The following is a 21,665-nucleotide window of genomic DNA, read 5'->3' as shown; positions in this document are numbered from 1 at the left end:
ATCTCAGATCGTTCTCGATGTAAATGCCTAAGTTCAACCACCCGCTATCGCAGGTGGTTCCGACTGGTGAAGTTTCGAGTGATCTCAACAGTTGCTGGGACGATGAATGTTGAGCAGGCAGCGCCGACGATCATGCCGGTGAGGAAACGTGAAAACTGAGTGTTTTCCCAGATACCGAAAAATGTGAGTGCCCAATCTAACGTCATTGGGATGAGCGAGACAAACAGCCAAAATTTGGCTAGAGGCTCGATGTCGTCGATGTTTCGCCAAAGCGGATAGACCGCAAACCCGAACAGCAAGCCAAAATACACCCCAAAGCACCGCGAACAGACCGCAAACTGTTCGCCTGCAATGTGAAGCGACCGTTTCGGAATCTGATGACAAATAAAGCTAAAAAAATAATAAAGCGGCGAAGAAATTGTGACGAAGCCGTTCGCTTTGGCAACCGGCAAGCCGCCGATCAGCAAAACCCAAGCGAAAACGACAACGAGCCCGATCGTCCAGACGCGAAACGCCTGTTTTCGCATCAATTTTGCGATATCAAGTGAAACATAGTTCGAGGCGGGTTCAGGCATCTGAAGCTTTCGCCTTTAGTTTCTTTTCGGTTTCGAGAATATGGCGGGTCGTTTGGATGACGGTGTCGGGGTTGAGGGAAATAGAATTTATACCGCGTTTGACCAGGAATTCGGCAAATTCGGGATAGTCGGACGGTGCCTGGCCGCAGATGCCGATCTTTTTACCGCAGCGGATCGCGGCGTCGATAGCCATCGCGACCATTTTTTCGACGGCGCCGTTTCGTTCGTCAAAGAGATGGGCGACCATTTCGCTGTCGCGGTCGAGGCCGAGTGCGAGCTGGGTTAGATCGTTTGATCCGATCGAATATCCGTCAAAAACTTTCAGGAATTCGTCAGCGAACACGACATTTGCCGGCAGTTCGCACATCGCGTAGATCTCAAGATCGTTTTCACCCTGGACGAGGCCGTGCTCGGCCATGAGAGCGATGACCTTTTCGCCTTCTTCGACAGTTCGGCAAAACGGGATCATCGGTTTGATGTTTGTAAGGCCCATGTCCTCGCGGGCACGTTGAAGGGCTAAACATTCGAGGCGGAAACCTGCTTTGTAACGGTCATCGTAGTAACGTGACGCTCCGCGAAAGCCGATCATCGGGTTTTCCTCGATAGGCTCAAATTCCTTGCCGCCTATGAGCATCGCGTATTCGTTCGATTTGAAATCGGACATTCGCACGATCACCGGTTTTGGATAAAACGCGCAGGCGATGCGACCGATGCCCTCGGCAAGCGAGCGGACAAAAAACTCTTTCGGATCTTCTTCGAGGATGCGGCTTGAGATCGTTTCGCGATCGGCTGGGCGTTTGAGATTCGGATAATTTACAAGCGCCATCGGGTGAATGCCGATGTGATTGTTGATGATAAATTCAAGCCGCGCGAGGCCGACGCCGTCATTCGGCAGACGCGACACGGCAAAAGCGTGATCGGGGTCGCCGACGTTCATCATGATCTGCGTTTGCGGGCGTTCCTTGTCGGTGATCTTTTGCTTTTCAACCTTGAAATCGATCTTGCCGTAGTAGATATTTCCGCGTTCGCCCTCTGCACAGGAAACGGTTATAGGCGCTCCGTTCTTTATTTTTTCCGTTGCATCACCAGACCCGACGATGCAAGGAATGCCGAGCTCGCGGCTGATGATCGCGCTGTGACAAGTGCGGCCGCCGCGGTCAGTGACGATCGCCGAAGCGCGTTTCATTATCGGCTCCCACGCGGGATCGGTCATCGATGTGACGAGTATCTCGCCTTCTTTAAACGTGTTCAGTTTCGCAGAATCCAGCATCACATGGGCAGTGCCCTGGCCGATCTTTTCACCAACAGCCACACCCGTAGCAAGCGGTGCTCCATGAATGCCGACCAACTTATATTTTTCAATGTAGTTGTGAGTGTTCTGTGCGTGGATCGTTTCAGGCCGAGCCTGCAATATGAACAGCTCGCCGGTAACGCCGTCCTTTGCCCATTCGATGTCCATCGGCTGCGGCTTGCCGGCCAATTTTGAATAGTGTTCTTCGATGGCACAAGCCCACTGAGCAAGCTGCATCACCTCAAATCCGGCAAGGCAGAAACGCTTTCGCTGTGTCTCGACAACGTCGCGGACCTGAGTGCCCGAGCCATCGTCGGCAAAGACCATTTTGACTTCTTTAACACCGAGTTTTCGTGTAACGATGGGACGAAAACCAAGTTTTAGAGTCGGTTTGAAAACGATCCATTCGTCCGGCGTTGCCATGCCTTGAACGACCGCTTCACCAAGTCCCCACGCGCCGTTAATAACGACTACGTCGCGAAAACCGCTTTCTGTATCGAGCGTAAACATCACGCCTGAACACGCAATATCCGAACGCACCATTGGCTGGATGCCGATCGACAGCGCAACGTCAAAATGATCAAAGCCTTTCGCTGTCCGATACGAGATCGCTCGGTCGGTCCACAAAGACGCATAGCAGTCATGACAAGCCTCGATCAGCTTCGCTTCGCCTTTTACGTTAAGGATCGTGTCCTGCTGTCCGGCAAACGAAGCGTCGGGCAGATCTTCTGCCGTTGCTGATGATCGAACCGCAACTTCGAAAGTCTTTTTACCGATACGCTTGCCCAAAGCCTCGTAGGCGGCAAATATCGCAGTTTCAACTTCTTGCGGAAACGGCGTTTCGCGGATCAAGCGGCGTGCTTCGCTGCCGACGCGAGCAAGTTCGTCGAGATCATTAACGTCGAGACCTTTCAGAAGACTCTTTAGTTTTGTTCTGACACCGTCCGTCTCAAGGAGCACTTCATAGGCATGACTCGTTGTGGAAAAACCATCAACAGAGCGAACGCCTTGTCCAGTCAATTCCTGAAAAAGCTCGCCAAGACTGGCGCACTTGCCGCCAACCAGTGCAACGTCACCGGCACCGACCTGGCTGAAATCTAAAACGTATGGTTTTGAGTCGGACATAGAACTGTTGCAAAGAATTTCTAACGCAAAGTCGCAAAGGTGCAAAGACGCAAAGTTCTTTTAATCTCCTTACTTTGCGTCTTAGCGTCTTTGCGACTTTGCGTTATATATTTCATCAAAATCTTATGATCGCGTCAGGGCCGCCCTCGACATGGACGGTATCGACAAAGCGGATGCTCTTTGAGTCCGTCGTCATCACGACCGAGTGCGTTCGTTTGCCGGAGCCAAAGAACCGCACGCCGCGAAGCAACGCTCCGTCTGTAACGCCTGTAGCGGCGAAGATGATCTTCTTACCCGGTGCAAGGTCGTTTGTGTCGTAGATCTTGTTCGGATCGGTAATGCCCATCTCGGCGAGACGTGCCATCACGACCTTTTCTTCAGGAACTTTTGATTTATCGACGCCAAGGCGATCTGGATCCCAAACAAGTTTCGCAAGAATTTCGCCGTTGAGACACTTCATCGCAGCGGCAGTAATAACGCCTTCCGGTGCACCGCCAATACCCATCAACGCGTGGATGTTGGTTCCCGCGACTGCGGCCGAAATTCCGGCTGAGAGATCGCCGTCTGAGATCAATCTGATCCTGGCACCGGCAGCACGGACATCATCAACCAACTGTTTGTGCCGACCACGGTCAAGACAAATTACAGTCAGATCTTCGACATCACGACCTAAACGGCGAGCAATATTTTTAAGATTTTCTTCGACGGGAGCGTCGATATCGACCGAGCCTCGGCACGAAGGGCCGACGACGATCTTATCCATGTAAATGTCCGGAGCGTAAAGCAACCCACCGCGTTCGGCAGCGGCGAGAACGGCAATGGCATTATTTGCGCCTAAGGCGCAAAGATTTGTGCCTTCGAGCGGGTCAACAGCGATATCGACCTCGGGAAATTCGTGCCTCGCATCTTCAGAAAAGATGCCGCCGCCGAGTTCTTCTCCGATATACAGCATCGGAGCTTCGTCGCGTTCGCCTTCGCCTATCACGATGCGGCCTCGCATCGGCACCGTATCCATTACCTCACGCATCGCCTCGACCGCTACGTGGTCAGAGTATTTGCGGTCGCCCTGGCCCATCGTTTTGGCCGATTCGATGGCCGCAGCCTCAGTTACACGCAAAAAATCCAGCGACAAGTCACGCTCCGCTTTAGCGGGTTTTGTGTTTTTCATCTGTTTTCCTTTATAGAGCTAATCGAATTTTTGTTCCATTATTACAGGCATTATGCCACTTGTCTAACAGGATTTGACAAGTTAATCTTAGGATATTACGGTTTTACTTTACGCTTTGCCACCTGAAGGTGGAACTTAGAACTATGACCTATATTGTCACACCACCATGCATCGAATGTAAATACACCGATTGCGCTGCCGTTTGCCCTGTTGAAGCTTTTCACGAATTACCGGACCGCCTACTTATAAATCCCGATACATGCATAGATTGCGACGCCTGTCTTCCTGAGTGTCCTGTCGAGGCGATCTTTTCTGATATGTCTTACCCGCCCGAGTATGCTGATTGGCTTGAGAAAAACGCCGAAGCCGGTAATTTCCCCATTATCAGCACCAAAGAACCTGCCTTAATGGGCCCCGGATGCAGCGGTCCTCCGGAAAAATAACTTAAAGATCAATGACTCATGAAGAAAGGGCAGCACGCAAGCTGTCCTTTCTTTATTTTACGAAAACCAATCAACCCATAAATTCACGGCAAAACGGAACCGCAGTAGCTTTGAACATATATTACACGGTAACGCTCGGCTATTAGTCGAGTTTGCCTATGTTCGCCAGCATCTCAAAAAGTACAACGACAAGACGACTTCATGCTGCCCCTGGTAGGAGAGCGAAAGTCCTCGTTCTATTCGGTACACGACCCGAAGCCATTAAGCTCGCGCCAGTTATACACGAATTGAAAAAGAGGTCGTTTGAGACGGTCGTTGTATCTTCGAGTCAGCATAAACAATTGCTCAAACCATTTCTCGCTTCACTTGCGATCGAGGTTGATCATGACCTTTCAGTCATGCGGCGGAATCAGTCGCCGAATTCCGTATGCGCTCGAGTAACAGCGAAATTAGACAAGATCCTTGAACTCGAAGCCCCTGACCTGATCCTTGTGCAAGGCGACACGACTACGACATTAGCCGGTGCTTTGGCAGGGTTTAACCGCCGCATTCCGGTTGGCCACATTGAGGCTGGACTTCGTTCGGGCAATCTGATGAGCCCTTTTCCGGAAGAGATGAATCGTCGTCTTGTTTCGCAAATGGCGGCGTTACATTTTGCGGCGACCGAAGACAACCGGCAGAATCTGCTCGCTGAAGGGATAACGAACGAAAAAATATTTGTTACCGGAAATCCTGTGGTCGATTCGCTTCAGTACATGCTGGCGAATTTGAATATCGATCGGGCGATTGCAAAGCTTATCCAGGCAACGGAAGGAAAAAAACGCGTTCTGCTTACAACGCACCGCCGCGAAAGTTTTGGCAATGCTCTGACGGCAAATCTCAAAGTCATTCAACAGTTTATTGATAGGCACGAAGACCTCTGTCTGTTTTTCCCGGTCCATCCAAATCCAAATGTAAAAAATGCCGCAAAAGAGATTCTGGGCGGACACGATCGCATACATCTTCTGGCACCGCTCGACTATTCTGACTTTCTTGCACTGATGAGATCGGCGTGGCTGATAGTTTCTGATTCCGGCGGCGTGCAGGAAGAAGCCCCGAGCCTTGGAAAGCCACTGCTGATCCTTCGTGAAAATACGGAAAGACCCGAAGCTGTAAGCTCCGGTGTCGCAAAGCTGGTCGGCGAATACGCCGGAGCATTGAGCCGACTTTTAGAAGAAAATTACGTGGACGAAACGTGGATCAGATCAGTAACAAAGGTTTCGAACCCATTCGGGGACGGCACGGCTGCTACACAGATCGTAAAAGTGATCGAAGAAGCATTCTCCGTAAAACACATTCAAAAACTTGCAGCTTAACTTGCAGCTTAAACAACATCTTCCACCAAGCGAAATGAGCAGCGCAAAAACAACTCAGAAGCATCTGTTAACGATCTTGGTCGAGGACTACTTCCATGTCGGCGCGTTTGAAAATCTTATCCAACAGAGAAACTGGTCAAATTTTGAGCCGCGCTATGAGCAGAACACAATAAAAGCTCTCGACCTGCTCGATGAGTATGGAACAAAAGCAACATTTTTCGTTCTCGGCTGGATCGCCGAACAAAATCCGGGTCTTATTCGAGAGATCGTCGCACGCGGGCACGAGGTTGCCAGCCGCGGCTATTATCATCGCAGCCTAAAAAATCTCACAGACGAAGAGTTTCGTGAGGATCTTAGACGTACGAACAAAGCAATTGAAGAAGCATGCGGTCATAAAGTGCTTGGCTATCGTGCCGCCGAGAAGCTATCGTTCGCAGAAAGTGAGTGGATGCTTAATGTGCTGTCCGAGGAAGGTTTCGCATATGACGCTTCATTTTTGCCTAAAGTTAAAGACTCAAAAACAAAACGTTTCTCTCATCAGGTACACATAGACGGAAAAGCGATCTGGGAATTTCCTTATTCAACACTTGATCTGGGACTCGGCCTGCTTCCTATCTCGGGCGGTAATTATTTTCGCCAAATACCATACACGTTGATGCGACACGCCGTTCGCAATTGGACACAGCGTCAAGATGAGCCAATTGTCTTTTATTTGCACGTTTGGGAACTCGACCCTGAGCAGCCGCGAATATCAGCCGCGTCCAACTACAATCGCATTCGCCATTATCGCAAGCTAGACAAGATGGAATGGATCCTGAGAGAGAATCTTGAACTCTATGACTGCACTGGCATTGCCGACTCACTGGGGTTAAAAGAAGATGTTCGGGTTCAAAGTTCGAAGTCCAAAGTTCAAAGGCCGGTCGAGACAGCCGAAAATCGAAATTCAAACATCAAAAATACAAATATCTCAGTAGTGATCCCGTGCTATAACGAGACAGATGCATTGCCCTATTTAGCAAACACGCTTAGAGCAGTCGAGACCGGCCTTGTCGAAAACGGCTATCAGCCTAATTTCATATTTGTCGATGACAAAAGTATCGATGGAACACTAAAGGCACTGACCGAACTTTTTGAACACAAAAAGAACGTAGATATTCTGAAACACGAAACCAATCGCGGCGTCGCTGCCGGAATAATGACCGGAATCCGTGCGGCAAAGACAGAGATTGTGTGTTCGATGGACTGTGACTGTACGTACGACCCGCACGAGCTTCTTAATATGCTGCCGCTGATGGCAGGAAATATTGATATGGTGACGGCTTCGCCCTATCACAAAGACGGCGGCGTTCGGAATGTGCCCGGTTGGCGTCTTTTCCTTTCTCGCGGAGCATCATTTCTTTATCGACGCGTGCTGCGTGCAAAACTCGATACATATACTAGCTGCTTCCGGGTTTATCGCCGGAGTTCCATGGTTGGGATGGAATTGAACGAATCGGGCTTTCTCGGCGTTGCTGAAATGCTCGGGCGGCTCGACCTGAGCGGCGGCAAGATCGTTGAATTCCCTGCTGTTTTGGAGGTCCGTTTATTTGGTCTGTCCAAGATGAAAACGGCCAAGACCATTCTCGGCCATCTTAAACTGCTTTCATCCCTCATAAAATTGCGTTGGTTTCGGAAATCCGACGCGATTACACCTTCTATAACGACAAAGAAACTCAACGTGGTTTCTGCAAATTCGACCGAACTTAACTAACGATTTATGACACCTACAACACATGCGGAAAGGCTAATGATGCTGCCTTCCGATCAGGATGCGTCCGGCCGGACGTTTGACGAAACAGAGATCGCATATGTGACTGAGGCTTTACGCTCAGGAACGCTGACGACGACAAAAGGAAAATTTGGCAAGCTGCTTGAGCAGAAATTTGCTGAGAAATTTGGCGCGAAATACGCCTATGCATGTACGTCAGGTTCCGCAGCGATCCACATAGCGGTCGCGACCGTAAACCCAAATCCCGGCGACGAAATAATCACAACCTCGATCACAGATATGGGCGCGTTGACGCCTTTGATGTATCGCGGCGTTGTGCCTGTTTTTGCAGAAGTGGATTCCAAAACACTCAACGTTACTGCTGAAACCATCAAGGCAAAGATCAGCGACCGCACAAAAGCGATCATCGTCACACATCTATTCGGCAATCCATGTGAGATGGAACCGATCATGGAACTCGCCCGCGAACATAATTTGCCGGTGATCGAAGATTCCGCGCAAACCTTCCTCGCAAAGTGCGGTGACAAGTATGCGGGCACGATCGGGGATATCGGCTGCTTTTCGCTCCAACAGGGCAAACATATGACAGTCGGCGAAGGCGGCATGGTCGTCACCAACGACGAAAAGATCGCCCGCCATATGTTTCTCTACATCAATAAAGCCTGGGGCTATGGAGATGCTAACGCCGATCATTACTTCATGGCGTTGAACTATCGCATTAGCGAACTTCAAGCAGCGGTCGCTCTCGGCCAGCTCGAAAAGCTTGAAGAATGTGTCGCAAACCGCCAGCGGACGGCCGCAATGTTGACGGACCTGCTTGATGGCATCGACGGAATCGAGTTACCGGTGATCGCCGATAATGCAACGCATGTTTACTGGAAATACTGCCTCACAGTTGACGACACAAAGATCGAAGGCGGCTCGCCGGGACTCGCAAATCTACTCAAGGAAAAGAACATTTTTTCGGCACCGCGCTACATAGTAAAACCGGCGTTTATGTGCCAGGTCTTTCAAGAAAAGAACACGCTTGGCGACAGCCAGTTCCCGTTCAATCTTGCACGCGATGGTGCGGTTGATTACGAGATGGAAAATTATCCGTTAACTGCAAAGGCATTACACGATGTGCTCGTCCTGCCGTGGAATGAGAAATATACCGAAGAGCACGTTCGCTACATTGCGGAAAATGTGAGGATCGCAGCAAGCAAACTACGAAAATAGATTCCTATGGGACCTATATGACCTATAGATTCCATTCGACCCATTGTGAATTATGAACAAACTGAAATTTGGACTCGTCGGGGCCGGTGGCATCGCGCAGGCATATGCTCAAGCATTTAATGAGAGCAACTGCTGTGATCTTGTCGCGATCGCCGATGTGCGGCCCGAAGCCGCGTCTGCATTGGCGGAGATCGTCGGCGGCAAGGTATGTGATGATTACAGGCAATTTGTTGAGACAGAACTCGACGCCGTGATCATAGCAACACCTCCATCAACACATCCTGAGATCGCTTGCTTCTTTATGGAGCATGGGCTTCCTGTATTATGTGAAAAGCCACTGACCACAAATGTCGCAGACGCTGAAAAAATGATAGCCGCAGCCGAAAAGGCCGGAGTACTTTTTACTATGGCGTCGAAATTCCGCTATTGCGGCGACGTGATCAAGGCCAAGGGCATTCTTGCTTCCGGTGTTCTCGGCGACGTGCTGCAATTTGAAAATGCGCTCACCGCGAAGGTAGATATGTCGAGGCGTTGGAACTCGCAAGAGGAAATTTCGGGCGGCGGCGTGCTCATCGACAACGGGACGCACTCCGTCGACATTATTCGCTATTTTCTCGGCGGCATTGATTCTGTACTGGTCGTCGATGCCGGCGGCACTCAAGGTTTGTCGGTCGATGAGAACGTCAAGATGTTTGCCAAGGCACAAAATGATGTCACAGCAAGTGTCGATCTGACGTGGGGTATCAATAAGGAACTTCCTTATTTCATTAGTATCTATGGAACCAACGGCACACTTCACATAGGTTGGCGCGAGTCTAAATACAAACTCAATTCGAGCCCCGATTGGACAGTGTTTGGAAAAGGATACGACAAGACGGCTTCGTTTAGGGGCAAGATCGAAAATTTTGCCAATGCACTTCGTGGTAAAGAAGAATTATTTATTAAACCCTCTGACGCTCTGGCCTCGGTGCAGGTGATCGAGGCGGCATATAGATCAATGAAGCAAAATTTGTGGCAACCAGTGGTTGAGAAAGCGATGACCGCAAAGTAAATTATGGCAAGAATACATCCGACAGCAATAATCGAAGACGACGTGTCTATTGGCGAAGGATCGAGCATCTGGGACAACGTGCACATCCGGCATGGCGCAACTATCGGCAGAGAATGCATCGTCGGCGAAAAGAGCTATATCGCCTACGACGTACAGATCGGTAATCGCGTCAAGATAAATGCGATGGTTTATATTTGCGCGGCCGTAACGATCGAAGACGGCGTCATGATCTCAGCTTCAACGACATTTACGAATGATAAGTTTCCGCGTGCGACATTTCCAGATCTCAAATCGTTGAGGCCAAGCGAGCCCGACAAACACACATTGCCGACACTCGTCCGAGAAGGTGCAACCATAGGAGCTAGCTGTGTCATTGGCAACGATCTCGAGATAGGACGTTGGGCAATGGTGGGTATGGGTTCAGTCGTTACCAAAAGCGTTCCTGACTTTCATCTCGTACTTGGATCTCCGGCGCGTTCGATAGGTGCGGTTTGCAAATGCGGCCAGCTTTTTCATAGGTTTGCCGACGCTGACACGGGAACTTTCTCATGCGATTGCGGATTGGACTATGAGATCGCTGCCCAAAATGTCATTGAGGTCGAGCCGGAGTTTGAAAAACGTAGAGCGGCTCGGATGGCTGAGCCCTTTTTTGTATAACGCATGCGTGAAAGAGTGGCAATTGTAGGTTCCGGTTTTCTTGGCATGACGCTCGCTCTGCGTCTGGCTGAGAGCGGAGCTAATGTTACGCTTTTTGAATCGGGCGACCAGATCGGCGGCCTTGCCTCGGCGTGGGAGATAGGCGATGTCTTTTGGGACAAGCATTATCACGTCACGCTCGCCTCCGACAACTTCACCCGAAAGCTCATTGAACAGCTTGGCCTCGGCGACGAATATCGATGGGTCGAGACAAAGACTGGTTTTTACACCGACGGTGAACTTGTGTCGATGTCGAACACAAAGGAATTTCTAAAGTTCCCGCCGCTCGGCTTGATCAGCAAACTCCGCCTCGGCGCAACGATCTTTTTCGCATCGCGCGTCAAAGACTGGAAACAACTAGAAAAGATCACGGTCAAAGATTGGCTGACAAAGCTCTCCGGCAAAAAGACATTCGAAAAGATCTGGAAGCCGCTGCTCAAAGCAAAGCTCGGCGACGCATACAAAGAAACATCAGGCGCATTTATCTGGGCAACGATCCAGCGGATGTATGCCGCGAGAAACACTGGCCTGAAGAAAGAAATGTTCGGCTACGTTCGCGGCGGTTATGCTCGTGTCTTGGAACGCTTCGCCGAAGTGTTGGCCGAGAAAGGTGTCGATATCAGACTTAATTCGTCAGTCGAAAAAATAGAAAAACTTGAGAACGGTAAGATTCGCGTTTCTGTGCCAGCAACACGCAGGCGAGCCGACGCAAAAGATCATGCGATGCCGCAAAAAACCAAATACGGCATGGTGCAAACTGCAACGATCGTCGCACGTGGATTTTCAGGAGGCTTTCTATCGGAACCTGATCTGTCGTCGGGTGATGCGTTCGGATTTCGCGGAAATGGCGGCGGCGAAACATTTGACCGGGTCATACTGACCTGCCCGTCAAACGTCGCCGCGAAGATCGCTCCGCAACTGACCGAAACCGAGAAGCAAGGCCTCGAAAATATCCGATACCAAGGCATCGTCTGTGCATCCGTGCTAATGAAATGCTCGATGTCGAATTTTTACGTTACAAACATCACCGACGAAGCGCCATTCACCGGCGTGATCGAGATGTCGGCTCTCGTCGATAAAAAAGAATTTGGCCGCAATGCACTTATTTATCTACCAAAATACGTCGCACCAGACGACGAGCTTTTTGAAAAGTCCGACGACGAGATACAGAGAATTTTCCTGAACGGCATGGAAACAATGTACTCGCATTTCACGCGAAAAGATGTCCTTGCGTTCAAAGTCTCGCGCGTTCGGCAAGTGTTTCCACTACCCGTTTTAAATTACTCGCGCGACCTGCCTTCGATGAAAACCTCGGTCGATGGATTGTATGTGGTCAATTCGTCGCACATCGTCAACGGAACATTAAATGTTAACGAAACTGTTCAGTTAGCAGAGAACTTTTTGCAAGAATTATGGCCGCAAAAAGGCACAAAATAATTTATTGCGATTTCTTTCGGCAATTACTTTATGAAGAAGCAGATAGCGAGCCTTTCGCTCGACCTCGACAATAAATGGTCATACATGAAGACCCACGGTGATGCTGGCTGGGAATCTTTCCCGTCGTATCTCGATATTGTTGTGCCTCGTGCGCTTGCATTTCTAAAGAAGCGAGATCTCAAGATAACGTTTTTCATCGTCGGCCAGGATGCAGCTCTTGAGGAAAATCGCAACGCAATAGCTTCGATAGCAAACGCGGGTCACGAGATCGGCAACCACTCTTTCAATCACGAACCGTGGCTACATCTTTATTCAAAAGAAGAGCTTGTCGAAGAATTTGATAAAACTGAGACTGCTCTGTTAAACGTGACCGGCAAGCGTCCGACGGGCTTTCGCGGTCCGGGTTATAGTCTCAGTCCAACGGTTTTAGAAGTACTAGCCGAACGCGGCTACAAATATGATTGCTCAACGCTTCCAACCTATGTTGGGCCGCTCGCTCGTGCCTACTATTTTTTCAAATCGCCGAAGATGGCCGATGAGGAACGCGAGAAACGCAAAAAACTCTTCGGGAAATTGTCAGATGGATTTCAAAGCCTGAAGCCGCGAATGACGAATGTCGCCGGCCATGATATGGCAGAAATTCCGGTGACCACGTTTCCCATAATCAAAACCCCGATACATCTAAGTTATCTGCTCTACATTGCAACTTTCTCGCGCAAGGCGGCTCTTCTATATTGGCGAGCAGCACTTGCCGCATGCAAATTTACAGGAACTCAGCCCTCGCTTTTGCTGCACCCTCTAGATTTTCTATGCGGTGACGACGTGGATGAACTGAAGTTTTTCCCCGGCATGGAAATATCGCTTGAGAACAAACTCGCGCTTGTAAGCGATATATTGTCGCAGTACACCGACAGTTTCGACGTTGTTTCGATGGGCGAACATGCTTCATCAATACAACGAGATGAAAGGCCGATGGGCAGAAATGTGACCGTGATCGGCGAAACACATTAGAGATAATTTTTAACGATGCAGTCATCGGAGTTTATCGACAAAGGGCTTTTAAGCACGAAAGGGATGCCGTATGTGCCAAGCTCTGCGTCGATCACTGCGCGCTTCGCTGTTATCGTAATGCTCCTGCTTTCGGCGCTGATCGGAGTTGACCGTCTCTATGGGCCGACCGTTCCAATCAATGTTGACCCGGCATCCTATGCCGTTGTTGCTCACGAGTTACTAGACGGCAAACAGCTTTACACCGATATCTGGGACCACAAACCGCCGGCTCCTTTTATCACATATGCATTAGCCGAGGTCGTTCTTGGCTATTCGCCTCAAACGCTGCATGTGCTCAGTTACATTGTGTGTCTGTTGGTATTGTGGAGCATCTTTCTTGCGGCAAAGCAGGGTCCCGGCGGACAAATTGCCGGAGTGATCGCAGCTTTTCTGTGGGCGCTCGTGTCCGGCAGTTTCGGCCTCGAAGGCCGCGACCCGAACACCGAACCTATTATCGACGCGTTTGTCGTTCTCGCGTTCTACCTGATTGTCGCGAACCGCAAAGACGGCCTCTCGTTTATAAATTCCGTTCTGGTCGGCGCATTGTTCCTTTCAGCATCGCTCTACAAGCCGGTGGTAGCAGCGAATGTCGTATTCATCACGCTGACGTACGCTGTTCTTGTTGTGAGCAGAAAACGCGGAATCTATAACGCGTTGACGATCGGCGGTGTCGGAGTTGCCGGTTGGCTACTCCTGTTTGGATATTTTGCCGCAACAGGCCGTGGCGACATTGTATATAAGAGCCTTGTTGTTTTTAACAATCACTATTCGGGCAGCCTGCTCACAAATATCTTTGCCCCGGTTATGGGACAAGCCGAAATTAGCGTTGATGTGATAGGGCCGCTTGCAGCGTTCGCATCCATAGGGGTTGTCTGTGCATTTCTTTATGAGAGACGTCTCGGCTTACTGATCGCGGTTTTTGTAATATCGTCCTGGGTCGCGCTCGCGGCTGCCGGTCGATTTTCGGTTCATTATTATCAGTTGTGGATCCCATCGCTCGTGATCGCGTCGGCGTGGGGCATTGGATATTTTTGCGACTCAACGAAAACCCTTCACAAAGCAGCCGGGAGCACGGCCGCGATCGCTCTCACAGCAACTTTGTTTTTATACCAGCTACCAGTTTACCGATCGATCTATGCGAACGAATTCGTCCCACAATTACCTGTGCTAAATTTTGCGGATAAGACGGTTGAAGTTATTAATTCGCATCTTCGCGATGGTGAGACCTTCTATATTTGGGGCAATACGCCGAATCTTTATCTGCTGGCAAATCGTCGCCCGCCGGCGGCTGTTTTGTTCGACAATCACCTTAGAGACAACCCGATCTCAGTTGAGCTGGCGGCGCGCGTTAAAGAGCAGCTTGAGCTTACGCGTCCCGAGATCCTCGTCCTCGAACAAAACCGTCCCACTGCTCCTGAATGGCTGACGAAGGAATATGAATCGACGCCGATCTATTCAGACGCGCAAAGTTATAAAATGTATGCTCGTCACGGTGGACGAATAGCAAGCGAAAAAGATTTGAACAGAGACAGACAATAATAGATCAGAAATGGTGCCTCAAGACATAAAACCTATAGCGATTATCGGCGCCGGTCTCGCCGGTTTGACTGCTGCTGATTACTTACGAAAGAACAAAGTGCCGTTCATGCTGTTCGAAGCCGGTAACAAGACCGCCGGTCTCGCCGCCAGTTTCAAGGACGACGCAGGTTTTAGCTACGACTTTGGCGCCCACTTTGTGACAAACCGTTTGGCGGACGCCATCGGCGTCGAGGACGAATGTCTTACTGTTAAACATTACGGCGAGCGAGTTTGGTTGGGCGGCAAAACGTACTCGTACCCGTTTGGGTTGATGATGATACCGCGGATGACCTTGAGCGGCATAAAGGCCAAACTTACCGGAAACAGTAGGTCGAAAGATTCTGCTGCTGATTGGTTCCGCAGCTCTTTTGGAACCGTTTTAGCTAACGAGGTTGCTCTGCCACTCATCGAAGCGTGGTCTGGAGCGAAGGCGACCGACCTCTCGGCGGCAGTTGGCGATAGCTTGCCTGGTAGCATTGCCAAAACGCTGTACTTAAAGGCCGCAAGCATTGTTACCCGTCGTGCCGTCGCATGCGGATACAGTCGCGAGCTTAACGAGTCGGCCAGCGTGTATCATGTCTATCCAAAGAACGGAGTATCGACTCTTTGCGAAAAACTCGCCAGTGGCCTAAACGGCCAGCTCAAACTAGAGTCGCCCGTCGAAGAAGTTTCTGTCGAAAACGAGCGTGTCATTGCCGTCAAATCAAACGGCAAACTTCACGAAGTTTCTGCCGTGATCAGCACGGCTCCGGCAAACATTCTTGCAAGACTGGTAAGTGGAACAAACGCGCTCGACCAAGTTGCTCAATTCAGATTTCGCCCAATGATTTTCGTCAATTTAAAACTAAAAGGACGGGGCCTTTTGTCCGATACGGTTTTGTGGTTTCCCGAAGACAAATTTCCGTTCTTCCGCCTGACCGAAGCTACCCTCTCGATGCCCTGGCTTGCTCCCGACGGCCACACGACGATCACCGTCGATATCGGTGCCGAAAAAACCGACGCCTCATGGAACATGTCTAACGAAAAACTTGTCGAGTTGTGCCTCGATTCGATGACTGAAGTTATACCGGACATTCGCGAGCGGTATCTTGGCCACAACATATTGAAAACTGGAATTTCTTATCCGGTGTTTTTAAGGAAATACGAACAGGCGAGAAAAGATTTTGAAAGATCAACGAACATACCAAATCTACTGAGCATTGGCCGTAACGGCGAGTTTTCACATATATTTATGGAAGACGTTTACTTCCGCACACGTAAAAAGGTAGCCGAACTTGTCGCAAATTTATCGAACACCGACGATGCAAAAGCCGCGAGCAATCAGTAACTCTATCGTCATCGGACTGATCGCCTTTCATCTGGCGATCGCTTTGCCGCTCGCGTTTTCGCTCAATATCTGGATGGACGAAGGCTCGTCGCTATACACGACTCAGCAAGGTTTCTTTTCCGCGTTTCAGAACGCGGCCTCGAATGAAAAACAAGCTCCGCTTTATTTTTGGATCTTAAGTGTCTGGCGTCTAGCAGACGATTCGATTTTTTTCGCACGTTTGTTTTCGGTGTTTTGCGGCATTGCGTCTATTGCTTTATTTGCGCGTTTTTGCAGCCGCGTTTTCGAGCCGCGAGCCGCTCTGCTCGCAAGCTCTTTCTTTGCACTGCATCCGTTTCTCATTTGGACAAGTCTTGAGATTCGCGGCTACGCGTTTGTTGTCACACTGACAATTCTCTTGATCACGTTCTTTTTTTATGGATTCACGCGCGAAGACGGCGACACGCTACAATCACAGATCGCATTTGTGATAGTTGCGATCGTCTCTCTTTACACGAATTACTATCTCGGATTTTTGTTTGCCGGTTTTTTTGCGGCTTTGATCGTAACGCGAAATTGGAAGTCAGCTCGTGACTACGTTTTGTTTATGCTGATCGTCGCCATTGCGTTTGTGCCGCTTGTTGCGACCGTCGGTTCTCAGTTTGCAGCCAAGACAAGCAGCTTCCGTGACAGCATTTCAGCGCTCGACGCCTTTCGCACGCTGTGGCATCATACCACGACTTACATGCTGCCGGGACAGTTTCTTGATAGTTCGCCGGACTCTCAATTCGCGACCGTTCGCGTCTGGGTTGTCCGCATCGGAGCGCTCTCACTGCTTGCGCTTTTGGCCGTCACTTATAAAAAGATCAGTCAATGCACCTTGATTCTCGCAGCGATCGCCTTTGCCGCTTTCGTGGGCGTTTTTGCAGCGGGCTATTGGATGAATCCGAACTACATGCAACTTCGCCATGCGACACCGTTGTTTGTGCCGTTTGTTCTTTTCGTCGCCTCATTGTGTTCGGACATCTTTATCAGCGTGAGCGAACGGATAACAAAAGCTATTACGCTCACAGTTGGTTTACTCGTGCTGATCTCTTTTTCATACTCACTGACGACGCTGTATCCGAATTCTGCAAAGCGCGGTGACTGGGCCCGCGTTGGAGCATTTATTCAAGAGAACGAATCTCCGGGACAGCCGATCCTCGTGTTCACGACATTTGACGCACTGACGTTGCCGTATCACTATTACGGCGTCAATAAGATCCTTCCCGACGAGAAATTTTTCGAATTCGAGCAGGAAGCGGCTTTTGGGACCGAAAACAGCCTCAAGAAGCAGACCGAATTTGTGATCTCAGAGATCCCGGCCGATGCTGAAATGATCTGGCTAGTCGTAAATGAAAAGTGTCTTGTCACCGATGCGTGCAGACCGTTGGAAAATTATGTCCATGCAAACTACACTATAGAAAAGGAACAGGAATTCTATCTTGAGAAACTATTCCTCTTAAGGAAAAAGACACAATGATCGATACCATAGACCCTAAAAATATGGACAAACCAATCACGCGATGTTCGGAGTGCGATAGAGAAACCGAGCATTACAACACGTTTCTATCGCCGACGAACGAGCCACGAATAGTATGCTGGGAATGCCTCGGACGAGAAGAGAAAGGCTTTAACGCAAAGCGTGATTTTCGCCGCACAGCACGCTCAGGCGTCATTCCAAGATAGCTATGGCGGTAAGAAAGATCACGGAATATCCCGAAAAAGTTCTCGCTGAGGTCGGTATACCCGTAACGGAGTTTGATAATGATCTCGCCGATCTATGCGCGGATATGTTCGAAACGATGTACGATGCAGAGGGCGTCGGGCTCGCCGCTCCGCAGATCGGTTTAAATTTGCGGCTTTTCGTCATGGATTGTGAAGGCGTCAAACTCATTGCCGCCAACCCTGAGATCGTCGCTACCGAAGGCGAACAATCAGGCCAGGAAGGCTGTCTCTCGGTCGGCAAAGTGCCGGCAGTCGTTGTTCGTCCGCAGAAAGCACGCCTGCGGGCACAGAATGAAAACGGCGAGTGGTTCGAACGCGAGGCTGAGGGTTATGCCGCAAGAGCCTTTATGCACGAGACCGATCACTGCAACGGCAAGCTGTTTATCGACCACCTTCCAAAATTGCGTCGTGATATGGTCATAAAGCGATTTCAGAAAGAAAAAAAATGGGTGTAGTAAACTACAAATCGTTTGCATCGCTTACCTGCAACAGACTCATCCAAAACAGCGGCGGAATTACCAAAAACAATCCGTTGACGGTTAAAAGTCAGGAGGGAACACAATATGAAAAAATTATTTCTTTACACGATGCTCTTTAGCACGATCGCTTTTGGCGGCATAGCCGTCTCGGCGCAGTGCGACAGAAATACAACTTCGCCAATAAGATGTGGATATTACGATGAAGGCTATCAGGACGGTGTGGCTGACGCTAACAGTAATCGAAGCAACGACTATCGCCGATACCGCAACAAATTTGAATCACAGTACGAAGATCATTACCGTCGCGGATACTCTGCCGGTTTTGACAGCGTGCGGCCGATAGTTCGCTGGACGAATTCGCAGCGAAGTGCATACGATTCCGGTTTCACGATAGGCCAAAACGACCGTAGAAACGGAGGTCAAAATAGGCCGGGCGAGAACGCCGGACGCGGTTACGACGCGAACATCGGACTCTATTTTCAGCAAGGCTACGATGACGGTTATAACAATCGTCCGCGAACCTATGACGTCCCACTCGGCAACTTTCCGCCCAATCCCGGTGGGGGAGGAAGTGGTTCAGTCGGCACTGCATCGTGGAGCGCCCGGGTCGATGATCGGGCAAATATCATTATCCGTGGCGGTACGATAAGGACCGAGGATGTAGCTGGCTCCGGTTTGCAGGTAAACTATCAGAATATGAATGGGAACCTGCCGCGAAGCACGACTATCGTCTCCGCAACACGGAGAAACGGGCGCGGAGATGTGCGTGTTATCCAACAGCCAAGTAGAACTAATGACTATACGGCGATCATTCAGGTCGTTGATTCACGTGGTGGATCAGACAATTACACGGTCGATATTTCATGGGCACGATCTGGTAATTCAGGGAATGAACCATATCGCTCTGGAAGTGTAAGGTGGCGCGGCCGCGTTGACCAAACCGCGGACATCATCATTTCTGGATCGGACGTTCAAACTCAGGACTCAGCTGGAACCGGTCTTTCGGGCGTTAACTTTAACATCACCGGCTATCTCGCGGCTAGGCCGGGATCTGTGACGGCCCGCAAACGAAATGGACGCGGTTCGGTGACGGTAAGGCAACAGCCTTCGTGGGACAATGATTTCACGGCGATCGTTCAGGTCTTTGACCCAAGCAGCGGTGCCGATGCCTACGAGGTTGATATAAACTGGTAATTCTCCGTGTTGGAACCGTCTGCTTCGAGGGGCGGTTCTGACTTTTCAAACATAGCCCGATAGATCGGCAGCGCCTTAATTTCGACCGCCCTTTCCCTTTCGGTTTTTAAGGGGAAAGGGCTTTCGTATATCGCAACCTCCCTTAGTTCTTTACAAGAACGAAAGAGAGCAAACATTTCCTCGGCTAAAAATTCGATGTCCGTTTGAACAAAGATGCGTCCTTCAGGTGCTAGTTTTGCCACGACTGCTTCGATCAACTCGGCATTGACCATCCGGCGTTTTGCGTGCTTTTTCTTGAACCACGGGTCAGGAAATTGGATCGTTACGACCTGTAATAAACCAACGGGAAGATCGTCGAGCAACCGGTCCAGCCAGATCATTGCATTGCAGAATTCGTAATGGAGATTTTCAAGGCCCCACTCTGCGGCGATTTCGTTTGCCTCAGTTACGAGAGGCTCGCGGATCTCGACGCCGAGAAAATTCCACTGCGGCTCGGCCTCTGCCATTTTCAAAATGAACCGTCCGCGTGCGCAGCCGATGTCCAGATGGAGCGGCAATTCCGGCCTGGCAAACGCCGCTTTTAAGTCAACCGGTGCCGGAGCCTGCCGATAATGCGAGGCGAACGGATTGACATGCTGATGTACACGAACGCGGGGCATAACAAAACTAGACTACTTGCAAGATCAGCAAAATACTAAATCCACACGCCGCAATGTAAATCCCAAGCGCCGCAAGTCCAATGGAATTCACTACCGAACCCGCTTCCCTCGGATCTATATGCTCGTCTGATGGTATCTGTAAAAAGCCATAAACCGCTCCCGTTATCAGTCCGCCGATATGCCCGAAATTATCGATGACCTGATAAAGAACAAGGCCAAAAACAAGTATAAATCCGATGTTGATCAAGAGACTCTTTCTAAACTCCGGCGAAATGAACTGCCTTCGTCGAAAAGCGTAAACCGCTAGATACCCAATCAACCCAACAATCCCACCCGAAGCTCCGACGGAAATTCCATCCGGCTGAAACACGAGGCTCAGTATGCCTCCGCCTATTGCCGAAAGTAGAAACACGATGGCAAGATGAGCACGGTTCGACAGCATTTCAAAGATCTTGCCAAAGCTATAAAATGCGTAGCAGTTCATCGCGACATGCAAAACGCTGCCGTGCGTCGTCGCACCTGTCAGGATGCGCCAGTATTCGTGGCCCTTGATAAGCGCAGGCTTAACAAAACCGGCCGCTAATATAGATGCTTCGAGGCCCGTTCCCAATTGAACCAGAGCTACAGCGACAATAGCCGCGATGAAGATAATTGTGTAATACGGAGTCGGCCCTAAATTCCGAGCAGGCTGTGTATCTTGAACTTCCGGCTCGACGTCTTCAGTTTGGTATTTCAGAGACATTTTGCTTACATCGCGAGGCCGCCGTCGGCTTGGATGACTTGGCCGGTAATATATGCCGCGGCGGGAGAAAGCAAAAAGCACGCGATCTGGGCAACTTCTGTGACATTTCCAAGGCGGCCAAGCGGTATCATCGTAAGATATTTTTCGCGATACTCAGCATTCATCTCAGACGCCATTTCGGTTTCGATGAGGCCGAGGGCGAGGGCGTTGACGGTGATCTTGCGGCTGGCGATCTCTTTGGCGAGCGATTTTGTCAGGCCGATCATTCCGGCTTTTGACGCGGAGTAATTCGATTGTCCCAGCATCCCAACGACGCCGGAAATAGATGTGATATTCAAAATCGAACCGCCGTTATCATTCCGCATCATCGGCCGCACAGCTGCTTTTGAAAAATTCCATGCGCCTTTCAAGTTTGTGTCGATCACAGCATCCCAATCTTCTTCTTTCATACGAAGAATGAGCTGATCACGCGTGATGCCGGCGTTATTGACCAACAAATCGACCGTGCTGAACACATCTTTGACCTGACCGACAAATTCCGCCGCCGCCTCTGTATTTGCAACGTCGCACTGAGCCGCAAATGCTTTGACGCCCAATGCCTCGATCTCGGCTTTCAGCTTTTCAGCCTCATCGGCGCTCTTTGAATAATTAAACGCCACGTTTGCGCCGCGCCGCGCCAATTCCAAAACTATCGCCTTCCCAATGCCGCGTGGGCCGCCGGTAACGATCGCCGATCTTCCTTCAAATTCCTTCACACTCATAA

Annotated in this window: 20 protein-coding genes; 14 read left to right on the top strand and 6 right to left on the bottom strand. The window is 50.1% G+C overall.

Translation table 11 applies throughout. From position 1 onward, the window contains the following. Positions 1-44: 44 nt before the first annotated feature. From IPL32_10750 to glpX, 3 genes are all read right to left on the bottom strand, one after another. Entirely contained in the window at positions 45-575 is a 531-nt protein-coding gene (locus IPL32_10750) for a DUF2085 domain-containing protein (protein ID MBK8466298.1), read from the bottom strand. Continuing rightward, positions 568-2,991 carry a phosphoenolpyruvate synthase gene (ppsA, locus tag IPL32_10745; GenBank protein ID MBK8466297.1) on the bottom strand — a complete coding sequence of 808 codons (2,424 nt, stop codon included), beginning with the start codon at positions 2,989-2,991 and terminating at the stop codon, positions 568-570. The genes IPL32_10750 and ppsA overlap by 8 nt, the downstream gene beginning before the upstream one ends. Positions 2,992-3,106: 115 nt before the next feature. Next, positions 3,107-4,159, bottom strand: coding sequence for a class II fructose-bisphosphatase (gene glpX / locus IPL32_10740; GenBank protein ID MBK8466296.1), 1,053 nt, complete (start codon positions 4,157-4,159; stop codon positions 3,107-3,109). A gap of 143 nt (positions 4,160-4,302) precedes the next feature. Between glpX and IPL32_10735 the strand changes: the two genes are divergently transcribed. From IPL32_10735 to IPL32_10670, 14 genes are all read left to right on the top strand, one after another. Beyond that, complete coding sequence (locus IPL32_10735; protein ID MBK8466295.1) at positions 4,303-4,602, top strand: ferredoxin family protein; 300 nt, start codon at positions 4,303-4,305, stop codon at positions 4,600-4,602. 158 nt (positions 4,603-4,760) lie between these two features. Further along, complete coding sequence (wecB, locus tag IPL32_10730; protein ID MBK8466294.1) at positions 4,761-5,957, top strand: UDP-N-acetylglucosamine 2-epimerase (non-hydrolyzing); 1,197 nt, start codon at positions 4,761-4,763, stop codon at positions 5,955-5,957. A 34-nt stretch (positions 5,958-5,991) separates the two neighbouring features. After that, positions 5,992-7,707 (top strand): DUF3473 domain-containing protein, encoded by a 1,716-nt coding sequence (locus IPL32_10725; GenBank protein MBK8466293.1) that lies wholly within the window; start codon positions 5,992-5,994, stop codon positions 7,705-7,707. A gap of 36 nt (positions 7,708-7,743) precedes the next feature. Continuing rightward, on the top strand, positions 7,744-8,943 hold the full coding sequence (locus IPL32_10720; protein ID MBK8466292.1) for a DegT/DnrJ/EryC1/StrS family aminotransferase: 1,200 nt from the start codon (positions 7,744-7,746) through the stop codon (positions 8,941-8,943). 52 nt (positions 8,944-8,995) lie between these two features. Continuing rightward, positions 8,996-9,994, top strand: a complete 999-nt coding sequence (locus IPL32_10715) for a Gfo/Idh/MocA family oxidoreductase (protein MBK8466291.1) — start codon at positions 8,996-8,998, stop codon at positions 9,992-9,994. Beyond that, positions 9,995-10,651, top strand: coding sequence for an N-acetyltransferase (locus tag IPL32_10710; protein ID MBK8466290.1), 657 nt, complete (start codon positions 9,995-9,997; stop codon positions 10,649-10,651). Between the two features lie 3 nt (positions 10,652-10,654). Further along, positions 10,655-12,127: an NAD(P)/FAD-dependent oxidoreductase gene (locus IPL32_10705; protein ID MBK8466289.1), complete on the top strand. Its 1,473-nt coding sequence runs from the start codon at positions 10,655-10,657 to the stop codon at positions 12,125-12,127. Positions 12,128-12,157: 30 nt separating this feature from the next. Further along, the gene (locus IPL32_10700) at positions 12,158-13,138 is read left to right on the top strand and encodes a polysaccharide deacetylase family protein (GenBank protein ID MBK8466288.1); all 981 of its coding nucleotides are present in this window, start codon (positions 12,158-12,160) and stop codon (positions 13,136-13,138) included. Between the two features lie 15 nt (positions 13,139-13,153). Next, positions 13,154-14,716 carry a hypothetical protein gene (locus IPL32_10695; GenBank protein ID MBK8466287.1) on the top strand — a complete coding sequence of 521 codons (1,563 nt, stop codon included), beginning with the start codon at positions 13,154-13,156 and terminating at the stop codon, positions 14,714-14,716. 13 nt (positions 14,717-14,729) lie between these two features. Next, complete coding sequence (locus IPL32_10690; protein ID MBK8466286.1) at positions 14,730-16,082, top strand: FAD-dependent oxidoreductase; 1,353 nt, start codon at positions 14,730-14,732, stop codon at positions 16,080-16,082. Beyond that, positions 16,057-17,583, top strand: coding sequence for a glycosyltransferase family 39 protein (locus IPL32_10685; GenBank protein ID MBK8466285.1), 1,527 nt, complete (start codon positions 16,057-16,059; stop codon positions 17,581-17,583). Before IPL32_10690 ends, IPL32_10685 begins: the two co-directional genes overlap by 26 nt. Then, positions 17,580-17,789, top strand: a complete 210-nt coding sequence (locus IPL32_10680; protein ID MBK8466284.1) for a hypothetical protein — start codon at positions 17,580-17,582, stop codon at positions 17,787-17,789. The genes IPL32_10685 and IPL32_10680 overlap by 4 nt, the downstream gene beginning before the upstream one ends. A gap of 2 nt (positions 17,790-17,791) precedes the next feature. After that, entirely contained in the window at positions 17,792-18,283 is a 492-nt protein-coding gene (gene def / locus IPL32_10675; GenBank protein MBK8466283.1) for a peptide deformylase, read from the top strand. 108 nt (positions 18,284-18,391) lie between these two features. Beyond that, positions 18,392-19,501 (top strand): hypothetical protein, encoded by a 1,110-nt coding sequence (locus IPL32_10670; GenBank protein ID MBK8466282.1) that lies wholly within the window; start codon positions 18,392-18,394, stop codon positions 19,499-19,501. Here the strand turns inward: IPL32_10670 and trmB are convergent. From trmB to fabG, 3 genes are read right to left on the bottom strand one after another with little or no spacing between them, the layout of a single operon-like run. Beyond that, positions 19,477-20,160: a tRNA (guanosine(46)-N7)-methyltransferase TrmB gene (trmB, locus tag IPL32_10665; protein MBK8466281.1), complete on the bottom strand. Its 684-nt coding sequence runs from the start codon at positions 20,158-20,160 to the stop codon at positions 19,477-19,479. The genes IPL32_10670 and trmB overlap by 25 nt on opposite strands. A 7-nt stretch (positions 20,161-20,167) precedes the next feature. Continuing rightward, the gene (locus tag IPL32_10660; protein ID MBK8466280.1) at positions 20,168-20,902 is read right to left on the bottom strand and encodes a rhomboid family intramembrane serine protease; all 735 of its coding nucleotides are present in this window, start codon (positions 20,900-20,902) and stop codon (positions 20,168-20,170) included. A gap of 5 nt (positions 20,903-20,907) precedes the next feature. After that, on the bottom strand, positions 20,908-21,663 hold the full coding sequence (fabG, locus tag IPL32_10655; GenBank protein ID MBK8466279.1) for a 3-oxoacyl-[acyl-carrier-protein] reductase: 756 nt from the start codon (positions 21,661-21,663) through the stop codon (positions 20,908-20,910). Positions 21,664-21,665 lie beyond the last annotated feature (2 nt).

It is taken from the genome of Chloracidobacterium sp., from assembly GCA_016711345.1.
In the GTDB taxonomy this organism is placed as follows: Bacteria; Acidobacteriota; Blastocatellia; order Pyrinomonadales; family Pyrinomonadaceae; genus OLB17.
The sequence above is the reverse complement of the archived record's forward strand: the minus strand, read 5'-3'. Positions and strand labels throughout refer to the sequence as shown.